The sequence below is a fragment of the Bacillus sp. TH22 genome (assembly GCF_016651015.1).
In the GTDB taxonomy this organism is placed as follows: Bacteria; Bacillota; Bacilli; order Bacillales; family Bacillaceae_G; genus Bacillus_A; species Bacillus_A mycoides.
The window spans coordinates 24,546-43,104 of record NZ_JAEKER010000001.1 but is presented as its reverse complement, the minus strand read 5'-3'; the positions used below and the strand labels follow the sequence as shown (position 1 = coordinate 43,104).

General features: G+C 36.1%; 20 protein-coding genes and 1 riboswitch. Of the genes, 6 read left to right on the top strand and 14 right to left on the bottom strand.

The genetic code is table 11. The features are described 5' to 3' along the window. Window positions 1–2 precede the first annotated feature (2 nt). Both JFU18_RS00230 and JFU18_RS00225 read right to left on the bottom strand, forming a co-directional pair. Window positions 3–941 carry an aminoglycoside phosphotransferase family protein gene (locus JFU18_RS00230; RefSeq protein WP_201034003.1) on the bottom strand — a complete coding sequence of 313 codons (939 nt, stop codon included), beginning with the start codon at window positions 939–941 and terminating at the stop codon, window positions 3–5. Window positions 942–955: 14 nt separating this feature from the next. Further along, window positions 956–1,753 carry a VOC family protein gene (locus tag JFU18_RS00225; RefSeq protein WP_201034004.1) on the bottom strand — a complete coding sequence of 266 codons (798 nt, stop codon included), beginning with the start codon at window positions 1,751–1,753 and terminating at the stop codon, window positions 956–958. Between the two features lie 207 nt (window positions 1,754–1,960). Here JFU18_RS00225 and JFU18_RS00220 point away from each other — a divergent pair, with 207 nt between their 5' ends. Beyond that, the gene (locus JFU18_RS00220) at window positions 1,961–2,863 is read left to right on the top strand and encodes a sulfite exporter TauE/SafE family protein (RefSeq protein WP_201050183.1); all 903 of its coding nucleotides are present in this window, start codon (window positions 1,961–1,963) and stop codon (window positions 2,861–2,863) included. Between the two features lie 40 nt (window positions 2,864–2,903). Here the strand turns inward: JFU18_RS00220 and JFU18_RS00215 are convergent, their stop codons facing one another. Beyond that, window positions 2,904–3,353, bottom strand: a complete 450-nt coding sequence (locus JFU18_RS00215) for a GNAT family N-acetyltransferase (RefSeq protein ID WP_201031322.1) — start codon at window positions 3,351–3,353, stop codon at window positions 2,904–2,906. A 384-nt stretch (window positions 3,354–3,737) separates the two neighbouring features. After that, window positions 3,738–3,930: riboswitch (Lysine riboswitch) on the top strand. Window positions 3,931–4,042: 112 nt separating this feature from the next. Here JFU18_RS00215 and JFU18_RS00210 point away from each other — a divergent pair. The 3 genes from JFU18_RS00210 to JFU18_RS00200 all read left to right on the top strand — a co-directional run bounded on the left by JFU18_RS00210 (window position 4,043) and on the right by JFU18_RS00200 (window position 6,733). Then, window positions 4,043–5,509, top strand: a complete 1,467-nt coding sequence (locus JFU18_RS00210) for an amino acid permease (RefSeq protein ID WP_002013597.1) — start codon at window positions 4,043–4,045, stop codon at window positions 5,507–5,509. A 114-nt stretch (window positions 5,510–5,623) separates the two neighbouring features. Next, a complete protein-coding gene (locus JFU18_RS00205) occupies window positions 5,624–5,929 on the top strand; it encodes an iron-sulfur cluster biosynthesis family protein (protein WP_002127979.1) in 306 nt (101 codons plus the stop codon). A gap of 33 nt (window positions 5,930–5,962) precedes the next feature. Then, a complete protein-coding gene (locus JFU18_RS00200; RefSeq protein ID WP_201031323.1) occupies window positions 5,963–6,733 on the top strand; it encodes a DNA alkylation repair protein in 771 nt (256 codons plus the stop codon). Window positions 6,734–6,830: 97 nt separating this feature from the next. On the opposite strand, the gene JFU18_RS00195 is transcribed toward JFU18_RS00200, so the two are convergent. After that, window positions 6,831–7,322 (bottom strand): DUF2716 domain-containing protein, encoded by a 492-nt coding sequence (locus JFU18_RS00195; RefSeq protein WP_061688493.1) that lies wholly within the window; start codon window positions 7,320–7,322, stop codon window positions 6,831–6,833. Between the two features lie 197 nt (window positions 7,323–7,519). Between JFU18_RS00195 and JFU18_RS00190 the strand changes: the two genes are divergently transcribed. Next, entirely contained in the window at window positions 7,520–8,284 is a 765-nt protein-coding gene (locus JFU18_RS00190) for a class I SAM-dependent methyltransferase (RefSeq protein ID WP_201031324.1), read from the top strand. An 81-nt stretch (window positions 8,285–8,365) separates the two neighbouring features. Here the strand turns inward: JFU18_RS00190 and JFU18_RS00185 are convergent, their stop codons facing one another. Then, window positions 8,366–8,890, bottom strand: coding sequence for an NUDIX hydrolase (locus JFU18_RS00185; protein WP_002190054.1), 525 nt, complete (start codon window positions 8,888–8,890; stop codon window positions 8,366–8,368). A 182-nt stretch (window positions 8,891–9,072) separates the two neighbouring features. Here JFU18_RS00185 and JFU18_RS00180 point away from each other — a divergent pair, with 182 nt between their 5' ends. Then, window positions 9,073–9,696, top strand: coding sequence for a cephalosporin hydroxylase family protein (locus JFU18_RS00180; RefSeq protein ID WP_080118273.1), 624 nt, complete (start codon window positions 9,073–9,075; stop codon window positions 9,694–9,696). 188 nt (window positions 9,697–9,884) lie between these two features. On the opposite strand, the gene lepB is transcribed toward JFU18_RS00180, so the two are convergent. From lepB to pxpB, 9 genes are all read right to left on the bottom strand, one after another. After that, window positions 9,885–10,406 carry a signal peptidase I gene (lepB, locus tag JFU18_RS00175; RefSeq protein ID WP_201034006.1) on the bottom strand — a complete coding sequence of 174 codons (522 nt, stop codon included), beginning with the start codon at window positions 10,404–10,406 and terminating at the stop codon, window positions 9,885–9,887. A gap of 110 nt (window positions 10,407–10,516) precedes the next feature. Next, window positions 10,517–12,673, bottom strand: coding sequence for a peptidoglycan D,D-transpeptidase FtsI family protein (locus JFU18_RS00170; protein ID WP_201034007.1), 2,157 nt, complete (start codon window positions 12,671–12,673; stop codon window positions 10,517–10,519). Window positions 12,674–12,898: 225 nt separating this feature from the next. Beyond that, window positions 12,899–13,627: an NAD-dependent protein deacylase gene (locus tag JFU18_RS00165; protein ID WP_085311802.1), complete on the bottom strand. Its 729-nt coding sequence runs from the start codon at window positions 13,625–13,627 to the stop codon at window positions 12,899–12,901. Window positions 13,628–13,702: 75 nt separating this feature from the next. After that, window positions 13,703–14,350, bottom strand: coding sequence for a pyroglutamyl-peptidase I (gene pcp, locus JFU18_RS00160; RefSeq protein WP_085311803.1), 648 nt, complete (start codon window positions 14,348–14,350; stop codon window positions 13,703–13,705). Between the two features lie 16 nt (window positions 14,351–14,366). Next, a complete protein-coding gene (locus tag JFU18_RS00155; protein ID WP_201034008.1) occupies window positions 14,367–15,329 on the bottom strand; it encodes a DUF979 domain-containing protein in 963 nt (320 codons plus the stop codon). A gap of 1 nt (window position 15,330) precedes the next feature. Further along, window positions 15,331–16,026 (bottom strand): DUF969 domain-containing protein, encoded by a 696-nt coding sequence (locus JFU18_RS00150; RefSeq protein WP_128854174.1) that lies wholly within the window; start codon window positions 16,024–16,026, stop codon window positions 15,331–15,333. Window positions 16,027–16,073: 47 nt separating this feature from the next. After that, complete coding sequence (pxpA, locus tag JFU18_RS00145; protein ID WP_201034009.1) at window positions 16,074–16,835, bottom strand: 5-oxoprolinase subunit PxpA; 762 nt, start codon at window positions 16,833–16,835, stop codon at window positions 16,074–16,076. An 18-nt stretch (window positions 16,836–16,853) separates the two neighbouring features. Further along, complete coding sequence (locus JFU18_RS00140; RefSeq protein ID WP_201034010.1) at window positions 16,854–17,843, bottom strand: 5-oxoprolinase subunit C family protein; 990 nt, start codon at window positions 17,841–17,843, stop codon at window positions 16,854–16,856. Next, the gene (gene pxpB, locus JFU18_RS00135) at window positions 17,834–18,547 is read right to left on the bottom strand and encodes a 5-oxoprolinase subunit PxpB (protein ID WP_201034011.1); all 714 of its coding nucleotides are present in this window, start codon (window positions 18,545–18,547) and stop codon (window positions 17,834–17,836) included. Before pxpB ends, JFU18_RS00140 begins: the two co-directional genes overlap by 10 nt. Window positions 18,548–18,559 lie beyond the last annotated feature (12 nt).

The window sequence follows — 18,559 nt, the reverse complement described above, 5'->3', positions numbered from 1 at the left end:
CGTTATTTATTGTTTATTATATCCTCATGTTGTGATTGATACCATTTTGGAATATAAGATGAAAAATGATTATGATCTTCTATAATTCGGTTCAATCTTTCTTTCATATCCTCTACTAAATGTGGTGTAGTTCGGTTTGTCCATACGATATCCGCTGGGAATGTCATCGCTGCATATAATGAATACAGTTTCCAAAAGCGGATTGACGGATCGCCTCCGCAATAACCGTGAACTTGTCCAACCGCAAATGGTTTGCTTATTCTTGTAGTAAAAATCGCCACATTATAAAAATCGTGTATTGGATCGCCAAAATCATATCCACCAAAATCAATAACGATAAACTCTTTATTGTGAATCATACTATTTGCTGGGTGGTAATCATCGTGTAAAAATGTGATAGGCCGATTTTTCAATAAGTCTTTATGATTTTCTACAAAGGTGAATACTGGCTTCAAATCCAGAAAATTCACCTCATAATCTGCTAATGCCTCTATGTACCTTTCATACTTATTCCACCTAAATATTTCCCATTTATTACTTGCACTTTCTCTTTCTATCGAGTGAATTCTCTTTAATATTTCCCCTGCTTTTCTTCCTGCATTATACTGTTCTTCCACCGATAGCTTGCTTAAGCTCTCTTCACCATTTACACCTTGGGTCCATTCAAATACTTGAACACATTTATTTAATCCCTCAAGTTTTATGAAATGAATTAACTTCGGCGTTGGAATATGTAATAACTCCAATTGTTTCATATACATATATTCTTCTTGTTTTCGTTCATAATTAGAAGAATCACACACTTTTACAAAATAAGTTTCTCGATTCTCTAGGTCAATTTTATACTTCTCTTCATGTGAAAAACCTTTTGTAATAGCTGTACATTTTACAATACGTGACCACTCTAGTTTTCTTTCTATCTCTCTTAACATTTCTTCCACAAAACTCACCTCTATCAATATACGAACAAACTACCTAACACTTCATACTCTCGTTTATTTTCCCCTTTAAACTCCACTGCAAATGGATATTCGCCATGATGCTTCAAACGTTCTAGTACTAGCCCTTCTCCAACTGGTTCACAAAACTGCACATGAACATCACCAAACGATACACTTTGACACTCAGCATTCCATTCTTCATTTTGTATGATTGAATTTGCAGTTAGCTCCATTACTTCTTTCCATTTCCGCACTGTTTCTCGAACATTCTTCACCGTATAATGAATCGTTTCAACTTCTTGTACTTTATTTTTATGTTCAGTGATCGTCCCTATTTTACGTAAATCGTTTCTTCTTTCTTCATCCGTTTCATTCCACTGTATAAAGAATGGTAATTTCGGTCCATTCTCTTCTTGCTTTACAAATAACATTTTCCATTCTAAAAGCCGGCCATCTTTTCTCATCCGTTTCCCTTCAAATGGTCCTATCGTATGTAAGCCGTGCTTACTAAATTTAACTGCTAGTTCTTCAATTGCATCTGTTCGAATTGCGATTTGTAGCATCCCTTCTCCATTTTTTAATTTCACCACTGTTTCTTGTACTAATGGATTTTCTGCTTCTTTCGCTTTTTCTTCATGCTGAACTGCTAAAAATTCTATATATGATAAATCAAAATAACATAAACTATTCCAAGTACCCCAAGTCGTATGCTCACCGCCTAATGCAGTATGAAATCCATGTTCCTGCATTTGTTTTGCTGCTTCCTCCGGTGTACAATGCACTGCGTGAACGAGATGATCAAATGCTAACATAGTCTTTCTCCCCTTTCTCTCCATCCTTTTATTGTATATTTTATTTTTCTTTCGTTCAATTCAAAAAACTTTAAAACCCAGTTGATTTATACGATTAATGTGTATTATAATAAAACAAATTTAATTATTGCTGATTGGAAAAACCAAAGGCACTTTTCTCATACGGGAAAAGTGTCTTTTTCATTTATTATTACAGGGGGATTATTTATGCAGAAATTAATTGTCTTTGCTATTATTGGATTTTTCGCTCAATTGATTGATGGCGCACTTGGTATGGCGTACGGGGTAACGTCTACCTCACTATTATTAATGTTTGGTATCGCACCGACTGTAGCTTCCGCATCAGTTCATTTAGCTGAAGTCGTTACAACCGCCGCTTCTGGTGCATCTCATATCAAATTTGGAAACGTTGATAAATATACAGTTTCCAGACTTACATTACCAGGAGCAATTGGCGCATTTATTGGGGCATGTTTTTTAAGCAATTTACCTGGTGATGTAATTAAACCGTACATTTCCATATTTTTATTTACTTTAGGGGTTTATATTTTATTACGATTCATCATTCAAAAACAAATTGTTTCTTCAAATAAGCGTATGTCTGCTAAACAACTTGTACCACTCGGTCTGTTCGCAGGATTCGTTGATTCAACTGGCGGTGGTGGCTGGGGACCTATTACGACACCCGTTCTACTTGCAAAAGGAAATGATGCTAGAAAAGTTATTGGATCTGTAGATACGAGCGAATTTCCTGTTTCACTCGCTGCAACAATCGGCTTTTTCATCTCACTTGGCTGGGAACAAATAAGCTGGGTTTGGGTATTTGCCCTCATGCTTGGTGGTATTGTTGCCGCACCAATCGCCGCATGGTTAGTACGCATCGTTCCTTCTCATTTACTTGGCGTACTCGTTGGCGGACTTATTATCTTTACGAATATTCGTACATTACTTACATCATTTAAAGTTGATCCAACTATTATTACACTTTCTTACGTTGCAGTTGGTCTTATCGTTATTATATCTATTTTTATTGCTGTTCGTAATCATTCCAATCGTTCTAACGTATCGACAGCCGGCTATCCGAAAGATCAAAAACAAATGCTACCATAATTAATAATAATACCGCCCGATTTACTTCGAGCGGTATTTTTTATTTTTCTATTTTCCAATTGACCATCGTTTCAGTACTATTTACTCTTTTCATATGTAATTTCTCTAAGACACGAATAGAGCTATAATTATCAAGGATTGTCTCCGCTATAATCGTTTCCACTTCCCCTGTTTGAAAAGCCCATTTCATTAATTCACTAACTGCTTCTGTTGCATACCCTTTATTCCAATATTTCCGGGTAAATCCGTAACCAATTTCTACCGTATGTTGCTCATTCGGTTTCCCTTTAAATCCTATATCACCTAGAACAACATCATCCTCTTTCCGAATAACATACCACGGTCCCCACGGTAATGAAGCCGCATCTCGTTTCATATTTTCTATATGTCCTACAATATGCGGACCACTATTGTATCCTTGATTATCCGCAATTTGAATCCATTCTTCTGTACACGGTACTATATATAATCTTTCCGTTTCTAATTTCATAATGATATCCCCTTTTCAATTAAACAATACCTCAATTTTATCAGAAATAAAAAGAATATTCATTCTATTTATCGAATTTATACTTATTCTTTGAAACGAATTTAAGGAATAATCCCCTTCTGATAGTTATGTCGAATTATATTTTCTGAATTTTCTTTTAATTTTAAAGGGTTTTTCAATATTTTTTGCGAAACATTTGTATAACAATTTTTTCTTTGCTTACTGCTACATAATAGTAGGTTCGGGTGGAGTTTTGCAAGCGTTTCCTATACAATAACCGATATTTTTTGACTTTTCCTAACAAAATTCCTTGCAATATATTCAGAAAGTCATTACAATTGCCATATATTAAATATCTTAGCAATATATAAATCCTCATCAATCCGATGAGGTAGAGGTTGCGATTTTTAAAAGTAAAATGGACGAGACACAGCGAATGTCACTGACTCCGTTTGAAAGGAAAAGTTGCCGAAGTTTATATTTCTTCTCTGGAAATATGAGCTGGGGCTGTCTCCGAAAGGAACAGAACTGTCACGTTTACAAAATTACCGTGTAAACGTGGTGTGCTATCTTAACGGAAGGGTATGATGGGGTGGTTATTTGTGAAACGTTCCGCCTAATTCCTTTGGCGGTTTTTTGTATTTTTCTCCCCCGCTCCTTCCTAACCTACAAGAAAAGGAGTGTTGAACATGAATAGCGCAACAAATCAATCTACCTCTAAAACGCAAACTACACAAGGACAAGGTGAATTAAAACGCGGATTAAAATCTCGTCACCTTACGATGATTTCTCTCGGTGGTACAATCGGTACCGGATTATTTCTTGCCAGTGGTGGTGTTATCCATTCAGCTGGTCCTGGCGGTGCATTAGTCGCATATGCCGCAATTGGAATTATGGTTTATTTTTTAATGACAAGCTTAGCAGAACTCGCGGCTTACATGCCTGTTACTGGATCTTTTAGTACTTATGCAACAAAATTTGTTGATCCATCACTTGGTTTTGCACTTGGATGGAACTATTGGTATAACTGGGCGATTACGATTGCAGCTGAACTAGCGGCCGTAACATTAATTATGAAATTTTGGTTCCCAGATACCCCTTCTCTTATTTGGAGTGGACTTTGTTTAGCTATTATTTTTCTCTTAAACTATTTATCTGTTAAAGGTTTTGGTGAATCTGAATATTGGTTCGCACTTATTAAAGTAGTTACTATTATTATCTTTTTAATTGTCGGTTTTATGATGATTTTTGGAATTATGGGCGGCGAATCTGTTGGCTTTAAAAACTTCACTGTTGCAGATGCACCATTTAATGGCGGCATCATGGCAATTATCGGTGTATTTATGGCTGCTGGTTTCTCATTCCAAGGAACTGAATTATTAGGAGTAGCTGCTGGTGAAACTGCTGATCCAGAACGCAATATTCCGAAAGCAATTCGTTCTATCTTTTGGCGCATTTTATTATTCTATATTTTAGCAATTCTCGTTATCGGTTTATTAATTCCTTATACGACTGAAAGCCTTGCAGCAAGTGATGTTACAGTAAGTCCATTTACACTTGTATTTGAAAAAGCGGGCGTTGCCTTCGCTGCTTCTGTTATGAACGCTGTTATTTTAACTGCAGTTCTATCTGCTGGTAACTCTGGAATGTATGCATCAACTCGTATGCTTTGGGATTTAGCTCGCCAAGGAAAAGCACCAAAGTTCTTAGGGAAATTAGATAGCCGCGGTGTACCTGTTAACGCATTAATCGCAACATCAGTAGTTGGTAGCGTCGCTTTCATCGCTTCTTTATTCGGTGACGGTGTTGTATACATTTGGTTATTAAATGCTTCAGGGATGTCAGGATTTATTGCTTGGGTAGGGATTGCTATTAGTCATTACCGTTTCCGTAAAGCTTATATTGCACAAGGGAAAGATTTGAAAGATTTACCATATCAAGCGAAATGGTTCCCGTTCGGTCCAATCTTTGCATTTACACTTTGTGTTATTGTTATTTTAGGTCAAAACTACGGAGCATTTACAGGAGCATCTATCGACTGGAACGGTGTACTCGTTTCTTACATCGGTTTACCACTCTTCTTAGTACTATGGTTAGGTTATAAATTTACTAAGAAAACGAAAGTCATTCCACTTGATAAATGTGAACTGAAATAAAGTAAAACGAGCAAACAAAATTGTTTGCTCGTTTTTTTAATGCAATGCTTCTCCCTTCCCTATTTCTCCTGTTTTTGCAATAATAGAGGAAATATAAATAAAGGTTGGGATTACATGAACATTCGTATTACTGATGAAGCAAAAGCAGCTATACATAGACTAGTACGTGAAGACAAAAAGATCATTCGCATTAGAGGAACTATGACAAACTCTTGCAGTATTTTCGTTGATGTCGATTTAATTTGGGATACATATAATGCGGATGATGTTGTATATGAAGATGCGGAGCTTATCGTACAAATGGATTCATTCACGACAGATTACACTGGTGATACGGTGAAACTTGATTATAAGACGACAGGTTTTAGTATTACGACTCCTAGTGAGACTTTGGTGTATGGATTGTCGATTAAAAAATAAACATTGTTTTTATCCGACCAATGGGGTGAAAAAATGGGCAAATATGTTCCGTTAAAATTTTTATTTAACAAAGAATTAGCAGAAAAAATGGCTGATTCTATTTGTAAACACGATCCTAATTTCTCTAAAAGAAACTTTGTATCTACCGTAACATATAAAGTTGAAAATTTAGAGTTAAAGCAACGTATAGAAGTAATAGCAGATGAATTACACAATGCATTACAAAAAGATTTTAATGAAGCAATACATATATTACTGAAAACATTAGGACCAGAAAATACAACAGAAGTCGGCACATTTACAAAGGGTTATATGTATATGCCTATCGCAAAATACGTTGAAAAATATGGACTTAACGATTTTGAATCCTCATTCAATGCAATGTATGAAATAACAAAAAGAAATACTGCTGAATATGCCATTCGTCCTTATCTTGAAAAATACCTTGAAGAAACCTTAGACATATTGCAGCAATGGTTACGTGATGAAAACAGCCACATCAGGAGATTAGTTTCAGAAGGTACTAGACCAAGACTTCCTTGGGCAAAAAAAATAGGAGCTTTGAAAGGTGACTTCAGAAATAATTTAAAACTTCTTGAGCCATTAATGAATGACCCTTCTAAGTATGTTCAAAAATCTGTAGCCAATCACATTAATGATATTACGAAGGAAGATAACGAACTCGTTTTTCAATGGTTGCAACAATTACTCGATAAAAACCATCCTGTTAATCCTTGGATTATGAAACATGGATTAAGAACGATGATAAAAAATGGCACTTTACCAAAAGATTTTTGTTTTTAAGTATTTGTAAAGAAAGCAACAATCTATATAAAAACAGCTAATAATAAAAACGTTTATACTTCATTTGGAAGTATAAACGTTTTTTCTTTTTTAAACATTAACCCTGCCTTAAAATCTTATGAAATATTTCCGGTTTATGTTGATCAAAAGCATCTATTAATTCTTTTCCAAATATCGTTATACTCTCCTCCCACGGATGCCCTAAATAGCCCCACTTAAAATCCTTCTGAATAAAGAAATAATAATCTCCATTTGGAAAAATCGGGATTGTCCACTCATCAAATTCATTTCTATCAAACTTTAAATGTGGATTTACCCAGTAACATTCATGTTGCCAATCAAGTGCCATTATATATTCATTCGATACCGTATTCTCTTTAAAAACTAGTAATGCTTTTTCTTCCAGGTCGTCATATACATCTAAATCTACCGACTCTCTGAAGTAATGAGAAATATCATATGTTATAAAGGGACTTGGCACCTTAAATGATGGGAATGTAGAATCACTTGGCGAAAACTCAAAATCACTATATACCCTATCCCATATTTGGTCGTACTCTTTGTCTGTAAACTCCATCCAATTTTTCATTAAACAACTGCCTTCCCCTATAATTTCAAAGGATTTTCACTCGATACTCCCGAATATATAAATAACCATTCTCGTAAGGAGCTAATTTATATGAATCTATTCGAACACGAAACATAAAACCGTTCCACTTTAATAAGAGGTCCTCCCTTTTTCTTTTCTTACTATATCATTTATTAACGAAATAGGAGGGCAACAATATGAAACGTGATCCATTATTTTCAGCACTATTAGAAAGTGCAAAGACTAACTTTAGCGGCTGGGATTTCTCTTTCATTTCAGAAACTGGCCGTATGAATAGCGAGCCCCTATCATGGTCATACGGTAGCACTGCTTTCCAGCTTATGCAACGTGCAAAATCAATGCTAGATATGGGGACTGGTGGCGGAGAGTTTTTATCTATGTTACAACCGTTCCCGTCAACTATTTATGCGACTGAGGGCTATGCTCCGAATGTCCCAATTGCACGAAAGAAATTAGAACCTTTAGGAGTTATAGTCGTAGAAGTGACTGATGATACTGCTTTACCATTTCAAGATGGTCAGTTTGATTTAATTGTGAATCAACATGAATCCTATTCTGCTTCTGAAGTGAAAAGAAGTCTTTCCATTAATGGAACATTTCTTACACAACAAGTCGGTGGTCTTGATTGTGCGGAACTGAATGAGCAGTTTGGCACACCGCTGAATAGCGAATTTTCAAGTTGGTCACTCGAAACGGCATGTAGTGAATTGAGGAAAAATGGATTTACTATTTTAGAAGCGAAAGAAGAATTCCCTCTTCAGCGTTTTTATGATGTCGGTGCTGTTGTCTATTACTTGCAAGCAATTCCGTGGCAAATTCCTGATTTTACAGTAGAAAGCTATAACGAGGAATTATATCGCATACATGAGATCATCTTGCAAAAAGGATATTTCGATGTGAAGCAACACCGCTTTATTATTAAAGCAAATTATGAAGAGTAAAATTTGAATTAGCATTCCTTGTAAAAAGCCAAATTCCCATAAAGAATTTGGCTTTCTCTTCGTATTTTAACGTTTCTTCTCTTATTGAGAAACGAGATATTTTTCATATCGTTTTTTCGTATTATCTTCTATCAAAAGTGTAGTTTTGTAATCAATAATATTCCGATTATCATATATGAATATATGCTCTAAATTGTTGTCCTCACTTAATAATGTCGGTAAATATCTTTGCAAATTGCTAACTACACCTCTATTATCACCATCTAATATCCAATCAATTGACTTCCATTCTAATATACCTTCATGAGTGCTTACTGGCGTATCAATATGTACTCCATCTGGTAAATCAGCTAGGAATACATACATTCCCTCACTACCCAAAGGTTCGTCTTTAACTTTAAAAATAACATTCCCTTTATACGTTACACTTGGAAGCTCTATTCCTGTTTCCTCAAAGGTTTCTCTAATGACTCCTTCATATGGCGTTTCATACTCTTCTATTTTCCCTCCGACACCATTCCACATTCCCATTGTCGGCTTCTTGTTTCTATTTAGTAAAAGTATTCTATCTCCTTTTCTAATGAAGCAAATTGTGTACTTATACATACGATCATTTCCTTTCATTTACATCTTCTTTTGCAAGCAATTCATTTTCCACATGTGTTATTTGGCTTATTTTCACGTGAAAACACTCGCCTTATAATCCCTTACCACATAATATATAGTACAACTTTCATACGTAAACTCTTTACGTATGAAAGAATCCTTTTTAGAAAGGAGAATTCAAAATCGATAACATTAGTAGCGAATTTCTAAAACAATATTACGACAGCAACGTTTGGTTACATGGTACACACTGGTTCGGGGTTCCAATCTGCAAACTTCCTTCTGATCTCTTTTTATATCAAGAAATATTATACGAATTAAAGCCTGATTTAATTATTGAATGCGGAACTTTTCACGGTGGTAGTGCACTGTTTTTAGCTTCTATGTTAGATTTAATTGGAAAAGGTCACGTACTTACTATCGATATAACTCCGCAACCAAATCGGCCATCCCATAATCGAATTACGTATTTAACAGCTTCATCTGTTTCTGTACAGGCCGTCCAATCAATATTAAGTATGCGCAAACCTGATGATGTGATTTTAGTTATTTTAGATTCTGATCATAGTAAAGAACATGTATCGAAAGAACTCTTACTTTATAAATCTATTGTAACCACTGGCAGTTACATTATTGTAGAAGATACAAGTATTAACGGAAATCCTCTCCTTCCTGATTGGGGACCTGGCCCAATGGAAGCTGTGGAAGAGTTTTTAACTAAAAATAGCAATTTCATAATCGATGAATCTAAACATAAGTTTTTCATATCATTTAATCCAAAAGGTTTTTTAAAGAAGATAAAGTGAAACTTTAATCAGTGGGGGAGTTTTGTCCATCCCCCACTGATTATTAGCCTTCACCAATCGGGCTTTTACGGGCAGTTGATCTCCCACCTAACTTCTTTGCCCTGACTGAATTTTAAAGTGGGAGTCTTACTGCCCGTTAATGCGGGATAAAGTGAAACTTTAATAAGTGGGGTTTTGTGAATCCCCACTTATTTTATGATTTTCATTTTCGAAAAAGGATAGTACACAAATTCCACTTTTCCTATTATATTATCTTCTTCAATATATCCTAAACCATTTCGACTATCCTTACTTTGTTCACGATTGTCTCCCATTACAAATAACTTATTTGGCGGAATCTTTGTCTTTTGAAAATTATAAAACACTTGTGTATTGTTATATAAATCTTTATTTATATAAGGTTCATCTTGCTTTTTGTCATTTACGTATACAGTTCCATTCGTTATGTTAATTACGTCACCAGGAAGCCCTATTACACGTTTCACATAATATTTCGAATCATCCTCTTCCTTAATAATGACGATTTCTCCGTGCTGTAAGCTAGAAAAATGTACCGCAGCTTTATTTACAAATACGTAGTCTTCTTCATGTAAAGTTGGCTGCATTGATTTTCCTTCCACTTTACATAAAGTGAAAGACTGGTACGTTACTACTAGGACAAATATAAATAGTATGTACTTTCCCCAACCTCTCTTATTCTCCTCTTTCATATCCATTCCCACCTTATCAAAACACTTTTTAACTCAAAAATATATCACTGCACCTGTTCATTTGCGCAGTGATATACTACAATTTGAATTTTTTACTGTGCCTTACTCGGCTATTGTGTTACTGGGACTGGACTTACACCCGATCTCTGCGTTTTTAAATCAAAATATGCATCCAAAACCTCTTTACCAATTGCAGAATTAATACCTGATTTATCATTATTTACCCATGGCACAACAACAGAAAAAGCAACTTCCGGATCAGCATCATATGGCGCATACCCGGCGAGAGTTAAATTATAACATTTTTTTCGATAGTTGTTTTCATCTCTTCCAATATCACTTTCTCCACCGTACACTGTTTCTGCTGTCCCAGTTTTCCCAGCCGGTTTATAAGGTAATCCTTTAAAAGTTCCAGCACCGGTCCCATCTACCTCTTGGAAAACTCTTCTAAACCCTTCTTTCACATGATTTATATATGAAAGATCCATATCCAATCGATTTAACACGACTGGTTCCATCGATTGCATAACTTTCCCGACTTCCTCTGGTCTATTCGGTTGCTCTCTAATTTCTTGTACAATTTGTGGTTTCATTCGGTAACCACCATTTGCAATCGTTGACATATATTGCGCAAGCTGAAGCGGCGTATATGTATCATATTGTCCAATGGCATAGTCAAGTAAAAAACCAGGTATATTATCTGTTCTACCCATTTGACCAATCGATTCATTTGGAAGGTCAATACCGGTTGGTACACCTAAACCAAATTGTCTAAAGTAATAGCGCATTTTATTGAATGTTTCTTGCCTAATATCTAACGGATTGTTTGGTACATAATCAATCCCCGCAATCTTTAACGCCGTATTAAACATGTAGACATTGGATGAAACTTGCAATGCTCTTAAATCATCAATATCTCCAAAGTCTTTCCACGATTTCTTCGGCTTCGAACTTCCTTTAAAGTACATTGGTGCATCAAAGAAATGCGTATATGGCTTAATCGCTTCTGTTTGATATCCCGCTAATACCGTAGCTCCTTTCACCGTTGATCCTAACTCGTAAGAACTTATCATCGTTCCTAAAGCGTAGTCTTCTATTTGCATCCCGCCATCTTTATTTACAATTTTCTTTCCTGCTAATGATAGAATTTGACCATTTTTCGGATTCATCATAACGACGAATGCACGATCCATCATCGGTTCAGAAGAATGAAATGCCCTTAAATTCCTTTCAAGACTTTCCTCCACCTTTTTCTGTAAATCCATATCAACTGTTAACATTAAATTATTTCCACTTTTTCCTTTTGTCACTTTTTCAGTCCGAATAATATTTCCAGCTTTATCCGTAATATTTTTAGACTGTTCTTTCGTTCCATGTAACACATCTTCGTATTGTTTTTCGATGTAACTCTTACCAATACGATCATTTCGGTTATAATCTCGCACTAAATAATAGTCTAATTGCTCCCTTGGTAATCCCTCATTCTCAGTAGAAACACTACCAAGTACAGAACGTAGTATTTTGTCATTTGGATATTCGCGCTCCCAATCCACAGTCGTATCTACGCCTGGCAAGCTCGATAATCCTTCACTCACTACTGCATATTCATTTTGACTTACATCTTTTTTGACGATTTGTGGCGTCATTTTATATCCCGCATTCATTTTGCTTTTAATTGCTAGTACTTCTATATCCTCTTTCGAAAGCTCGTTTAATTCTTCTTGTGTAATTCTTTCTCGTCTCAACTCTTCTACTTTCTTATCTAAGTCTTTCCCTTCTATTTCCTGTTTCCTAAATTTACTCTCATCTTCTTTCGTTACTTTTGTTGCTGCGCGTTTTTCATTTAACTGCATCCAAAAATCTTTTTTATCTGTCTCTGTTAACTTGTCCATATCTTCTTGCGGCATTTCAATTAGCTGTGCTAAATTTCTTGCCACTATTAAAACCTCTTTTGAGTCCACTCCTTTCATCTTCGTATATGTAACAGTTCGTAACGGTTTATTATTTACAATAACTTTCCCTTCCCGGTCAAACATCTTCCCTCTCGGAACTGGAGTACTCACCGTTATATCTTCCTTTTTATTCACTTCATTTCGATACGTTTCTCCGTCGATGATTTGTACTTTACCTAATTGAATAATAATAGCTGAAAATAAAAGAAAAACGATAAAAAATAGTACATTTAACCGAAATGGAATATGAGTCTTTTTCTTTTTCGACTGTTTCTGTTTCTCCTTTTTCTGTCTCATTTTGCTCCCTCGCTTCATTCTATTAACATTTCTACGCATGAACCATTATGTATTAAATTTATTTATATGCTATATATAGAATTTTATATTAATTACAAAAGAAATAAAAGATTTAATTTTCAGTTTTTGATTTTATCATCCTATTTATTACCATTCCCCTTATACGCAATAACATGAATATAATTCATACAAAAAAACTGAGGTGGACATCATTCACCTCAGTTTCTTTACGAAAACAAAAACTTATTTAATCGAAGATAACCCTTTGGCAAATTCACCAATCTTATTTTGAAAAACAAAATCAAAATTGTATTCTTGCCCTGTTAACTCTTCATTTACTAAAATTATTGTTGCGCCTACTTCTCTCTTTGCGATTTCTGGGAATGAAGCGACAGGTTGCACTTTTAATGACGTTCCCATTACGAGAAGTACATCTGTTTCATATAAACGTTTGATCGCATTTTGATATTGTGGTAACGTATCTCCGTATAAAACAACATCTGGGTTTAGAATGAAATTACACTTCCCGCAACGCGGTACTTCATGATCAATCATATATTGTAAATCATATCCCGTTTTACACTTCGGACAATGTGCAGTTTGAAGTGTTCCATGTAAATCAATTACATGTTTACTACCACCTACTTGATGCAAACCATCAATATTTTGCGTTAAAATCGTTATGTCTTTCCCTTGTTCTTCTAGCTCCACTAAAAAGCGATGCCCACGATTTGGTTTATATTGATGAAACGTATTAATTTGAAAGATTTCTTTATAATGCTTCCAAAACTCTTTCGGATTTCTATTATAATAGCCTCTCGACAAATACATCTCTACATTCGCATCAGCATATAATCCATTTGCTGAACGAAAATCTGGGATACCACTTTCCGTACTTGCACCAGCACCTGTCAGCACCGTAATTTTCTTCGCTTTTTCTAATATCGAACGTACTTCCTCAAATTGTTGCACAAAAATCACCTCTATGTATATTCCTATACTTATTATACCAGTTGTTTACAGTAGGTGTTGTACAATCCGCTTTATTTAATGCGTCGCACCGCCGCACGCTACAATATCTACTTCCACTTCCGTCGCTACCTCAACTGCCAATCCTATCCCTTTACTAATCGTAGAAAGTGACATACTCGGTTGACCTGGATAGTTGCTCGCTTGCTCTGGTAAGAACGGAATATGAATAAATCCGCCTTTTATTTTCTTATCATGTTTCTCTAGTTCGTGCATGAGACCATAGAATAAATGATTACAAACGAATGTACCTGCAGTTTGTGAAACTGATGACGGTATACCTTCTTCGCGAAGTTTTTTCACGATTGCTTTCATCGGAAGTGTAGACCAATACGCATTAGGTCCTTCTTCTACAACCGGCATATCCACCGGCTGATTTCCTTCATTATCAGCAATTCTTGCATCATCAATATTAATTGCTACACGCTCTATCGTAATATCTGGTCTGCCCCCAGCTTGTCCAATACATATAATCATTTCAGGAGTCAGTTCTTCTATATACGCTTTTAATACTTGTATCGATTTATGAAATACGGTTGGAACTTGTTTACTAATAATCTTGTACTCTCCGATTGTTTTTTCATGCAAACTTTTTGCTACTTCCCAAGCTGGGTTGATACTTTCTCCCCCGAACGGATCAAATCCTGTTAATAATACTGTTTTCATAGTTTCACCCTCCTAATTAGAAACGATATACAAGGCCGTACATGATAAACATATTTATAATGAAAATGGAAAGAGCAATCGGTACTTGCGCCTTAATGACTGCATTCTTATCTTTCAATTCTAAAAGCATTGCCGGAACGATGTTAAAGTTTGCTGCCATTGGAGTAAGCAGCGTTCCGCAATATCCAGCAAACATACCTAGTGCTGCCATAATTGCTGGGTTTCCTCCGTGCATTTGCACAATTAAAGGTAAGCCGATTCCGCCAGTAATAACGGCAAACGCCGCGAATGCATTCCCCATTACGACTGTAAATAGCATCATTCCTAAACAATAGGCCATAACAGCAACGAATGGATACTCTGTCGGTAACACTTGTCCGACTAAATCAGAAACAACTTGTCCAACGCCAGACTTCGCGAAAATACCGCCAAGTGCCGCTAACATTTGTGGTAAAATAACTGCCCAACCAACAGCTTGTAATAACCTACTTCCTTCTTGAACAGGCGTTGTTATTTTGGATTTCGTAATACGCATCGCCGCAATGAATGCGAGTAATGCTCCTAACGCTAATGCAACTAATGTCACTTTATCTGGATCAACAAGTGCGACATTTCCCCATTTAATTTTCCCTAACGTTAACGTACCGATTATCGTAAAAATAGGAATTAATAGTGCAGGCATAAAAATTTTATTCTTTAATTTCTCTGCATGTTTCACACGTTCTTGTACTGGTACTTCTTTCTCCTCGGATTTTGTTACTTTATTCAATGAAGCTAACACGACCATAGCGAGCACAATACAGCCAACATAAAACGAAGGGATTACATTTCCGAATAAAAATGTAACTGCAAACAATGCCCAAAATAAGCTAGAACCAAATCGGTTTGGATGTTCACGATCAAATGCAATACGAACGGCGATAAATGCAACGATTATACCTAATACATAATAAATTGTATCCATTGTTATGATGTTCATCTTATATAGCCTCCTTCTCTTGTTTTTCTTCTGCTTTCATTGTTTTCTCTATATACTTATCAAACCTTCTAAACCTGATCCAGCTCACAATAAGGGCAGATATCGCAGTTGGAATGCCCCAAAGCGCCATATCCCATACACCGACATGCATACCTACTGAATCGAAGAACCCTTTCATTAATAAAATGGCACCAGTTGCGATAAAAATATCTTCTCCGAAAAACCAAGCTGTGTTTTCCGCAGCTGCTGCATTTGCTTTAATTTTTTCTCTCAATTTTTCAGGGAGTTTTCCGTATTTACCTTGCGCAGCTCCTTCTGCCATTGGCGCAACAAGCGGTCTTACCGTTTGCGCATGACCACCAATATTAAGTCCAAGTGCTGCTGATGATTCTCTTATCGTAAAATATGACATTAATACTTTTCCAGTTGTTGCGCCTTTTGATTTCGTTATAAGTGCTTCTGCTCTTTCTTTTAAACCATAACGTTCTAAAATTCCGATTACCGGTAAAGTTAGTATAATCGGCATAGACATGTATCTATTTTCTATGAAAAATTTACCGAACATGCTAATCACATCATAAAAGCTTAAGCCTGAAACCATACCAGTAACAATACCTGCAACCATAACTACTAACAGTGTATTTAATCTAAATAAAAAACCAACCGCAACAAGTAAAATCCCAATTAATTTTATCAATTTTAACACTTCCTCTCATTTTTAATCCCGCTAATTAAAGTTTCACTTTATTTCGGTGCGCATATAGAAACACCGTTAAGTTTGAATGTTCTGTATATTTTTCCCGCAAATTGGACTGCTTTCTCTCCGTCCCCATGTAAACATATCGTTTGCGCCTGAACTGCTACTTTCTCCCCATTAACCGATTCTACATACCCTTCTTTCACCATTTGAAGTACTTGTTTTATCGCTTCATCTTCATTTTTTATAAGAGCATTTTCTTCTGTACGGCTCGTTAAAGTTCCATCCTGCTTATACGTACGATCAGCAAAAGCTTCTTGTACGAGAGTTATATTATATTTTTCCGCAGCCCGTATGAACGCTTCACTATTCGCTAATCCGTAAAGTAATAATCCAGGGTTAATATGATAAATTGCTTTTGCGATTGCATCCGCAATTTCCGAATCAATTGCCGCCATATTATATAAGGCACCGTGCGGTTTTACATGTTGCATCTTCCCACCGGCAGCTTTAACAAATCCTTCTAATGCGCCAATTTGATATAAAACATAATCGTATACTTCACTTGCTGAAACGTGCATGTTCCTTCTCCCAAATCCAATTAAATCAGGAAATCCAGGGTGTGCTCCTATTGCTACATTATGTTGTAATGCTTTTTCAACTGTTTGCCGCATAACGGTCGGATCACCAGCATGAAAACCACAAGCAACGTTTATAGAGGAAACGAACGGAAGAATTTCATCATCATTCCCCATTTTATAAGCTCCAAAACTTTCTCCTAAATCACAGTTTAAATCGATCGTAGTCACGATGTTTTCCTCCTAATCTCAGCTTCGTAAAGCGATGAATTTCTTTAATAGACTCATACTTGTTTCCTGTTCTATATACAATTGTGCAGCTTCTTCCATAGTTATTTTTTCAAAAGTTACATAGTCTCCTGGTTTCAGCTGCGCTAGAAGAGGTAAATCTACTGAAATTACATTTCCAATTCTCGGATAACCACCTGTCGTTTGTCTATCCGCCATTAATATAATAGGCTGTCCACCATTCGGTACTTGAATTGTTCCGAATGTAACTGGGCTCGATAAAATTTCTATCTCTTCAACTCTATTTAAAACATCTCCGTCAAGCCTATATCCCATGCGATCAGCATAATTGGACACTTTATACTCTTTCGAAAAAAACGACTTTATACTTTCTTCTGTAAATTGATCATATTCAAAGTCTGTTATGACGCGAAGAATAGGATGCTTCTTATATTTTGGTAAAGCATTGTTACAAATTGCCCACTTCGTTTTTATACGCTTTTCTTCTTGTAAATTTTGAATGAAACGACTTGCAACTTCTGCCCCTGTACCAATTTGAAAATAATCGCCTTTTTTCAGCATTCTCCCTTCAATACCGCCAAGAGCAGCACGTATGTAAGTACTTTTACTTCCCATCGTATGATCAATATTTATACCGCCCGCAAAAGTCACATATGCTCTGCAACCGCTTTTCGCTTTTCCGAGGCAAAGCATGCTTCCTTCTTCAGCTAATATAGGGCGCCATAATGGAATGCGTTCTCCATTTAATAACGGTTCCATATCCGCACCGCCAATCGCAAGCAAAGTCGTTTTCTTTATTAACAATTTAGGTCCCATTATTGTAATTTCGAGTCCAGCCTCATTCTCCTCATTACCTACTAACATATTAATCATCCTGAGCGCACTTTTATCCATAGCACCGCCAACAGGTACACCGTATTGTTGATAATGAAATCGCCCTAAATCTTGGACTGTTGTAAACATTCCTGCATGCAAAATCTCTACATCCATTCTTTAGCCCCCTCAAGCGATACGTACTCTTCCTTTGTTATTGGTATAAATCGTAAATACATACCACTTTGAATATATGTTGGTGTTTCTTCTTTTGGATTAAATAGAGAAATAGGTGTTCGGCCGATAATATTCCAGCCTCCTGGTGTTTCTAGCGGATAAATACCTGTTTGATTTCCGCCAATACCTACTGAACCAGGAGCGATTTGTAACCGTGGTGTTTCTTTTCTAGGTGTTTCTAGTTCTTTTGATAATCCCCCTAAATAAGGGAAGCCAGGCGTAAAGCCTAACATGTACACGAAATATGTTGTTTCACTATGTATTCGAATAACATCCTCTACTTGTAATCTTTGATAATGTGCAACCTCTTCTAAATCAGGTCCATATTCTCCCCCGTAACACACTGGTATAGAAATATGTTTCACATCTCGGTTCACTTCTTCTTTATAAGAATCACACAGCTCCCGTATATACTGGCAAACGTAATCATATGGTCTTATATTTCTATCATTTTCCTTCCATACTTCGTACAAATTGTAATAAACCGCTAATGAAGTAAACGACGGAACGCATTCAACCATTCCTGCAAATGGATGCCGCCTTAGCGCTTGAAATAACCGTTGCACTTTTTCATATATATCCATCCCAATTTCTTCACCAAATGTAACAATAATTGCTTGATCCCCTAACGCAGAAAATTTCATCCCACTCCCTCT

Excerpts from the sequence above, each read along its gene's own strand:
- JFU18_RS00140 (WP_201034010.1), bottom strand. The coding sequence starts at position 17,843 with ATGGATGTAGAGATTTTGCATGCAGGAATGTTTACAACAGTCCAAGAT.
- JFU18_RS00200 (WP_201031323.1), top strand. The coding sequence starts at position 5,963 with ATGGGCAAATATGTTCCGTTAAAATTTTTATTTAACAAAGAATTAGCA.
- JFU18_RS00225 (WP_201034004.1), bottom strand. The coding sequence starts at position 1,753 with ATGTTAGCATTTGATCATCTCGTTCACGCAGTGCATTGTACACCGGAG.
- JFU18_RS00185 (WP_002190054.1), bottom strand. The coding sequence starts at position 8,890 with ATGTATAAGTACACAATTTGCTTCATTAGAAAAGGAGATAGAATACTT.
- JFU18_RS00170 (WP_201034007.1), bottom strand. The coding sequence starts at position 12,673 with ATGAAGCGAGGGAGCAAAATGAGACAGAAAAAGGAGAAACAGAAACAG.
- JFU18_RS00210 (WP_002013597.1), top strand. The coding sequence starts at position 4,043 with ATGAATAGCGCAACAAATCAATCTACCTCTAAAACGCAAACTACACAA.
- JFU18_RS00195 (WP_061688493.1), bottom strand. The coding sequence starts at position 7,322 with ATGAAAAATTGGATGGAGTTTACAGACAAAGAGTACGACCAAATATGG.
- pcp (WP_085311803.1), bottom strand. The coding sequence starts at position 14,350 with ATGAAAACAGTATTATTAACAGGATTTGATCCGTTCGGGGGAGAAAGT.
- JFU18_RS00220 (WP_201050183.1), top strand. The coding sequence starts at position 1,961 with ATGCAGAAATTAATTGTCTTTGCTATTATTGGATTTTTCGCTCAATTG.
- lepB (WP_201034006.1), bottom strand. The coding sequence starts at position 10,406 with ATGAAAGAGGAGAATAAGAGAGGTTGGGGAAAGTACATACTATTTATA.
- JFU18_RS00205 (WP_002127979.1), top strand. The coding sequence starts at position 5,624 with ATGAACATTCGTATTACTGATGAAGCAAAAGCAGCTATACATAGACTA.
- JFU18_RS00215 (WP_201031322.1), bottom strand. The coding sequence starts at position 3,353 with ATGAAATTAGAAACGGAAAGATTATATATAGTACCGTGTACAGAAGAA.
- JFU18_RS00155 (WP_201034008.1), bottom strand. The coding sequence starts at position 15,329 with ATGAACATCATAACAATGGATACAATTTATTATGTATTAGGTATAATC.
- pxpB (WP_201034011.1), bottom strand. The coding sequence starts at position 18,547 with ATGAAATTTTCTGCGTTAGGGGATCAAGCAATTATTGTTACATTTGGT.
- JFU18_RS00190 (WP_201031324.1), top strand. The coding sequence starts at position 7,520 with ATGAAACGTGATCCATTATTTTCAGCACTATTAGAAAGTGCAAAGACT.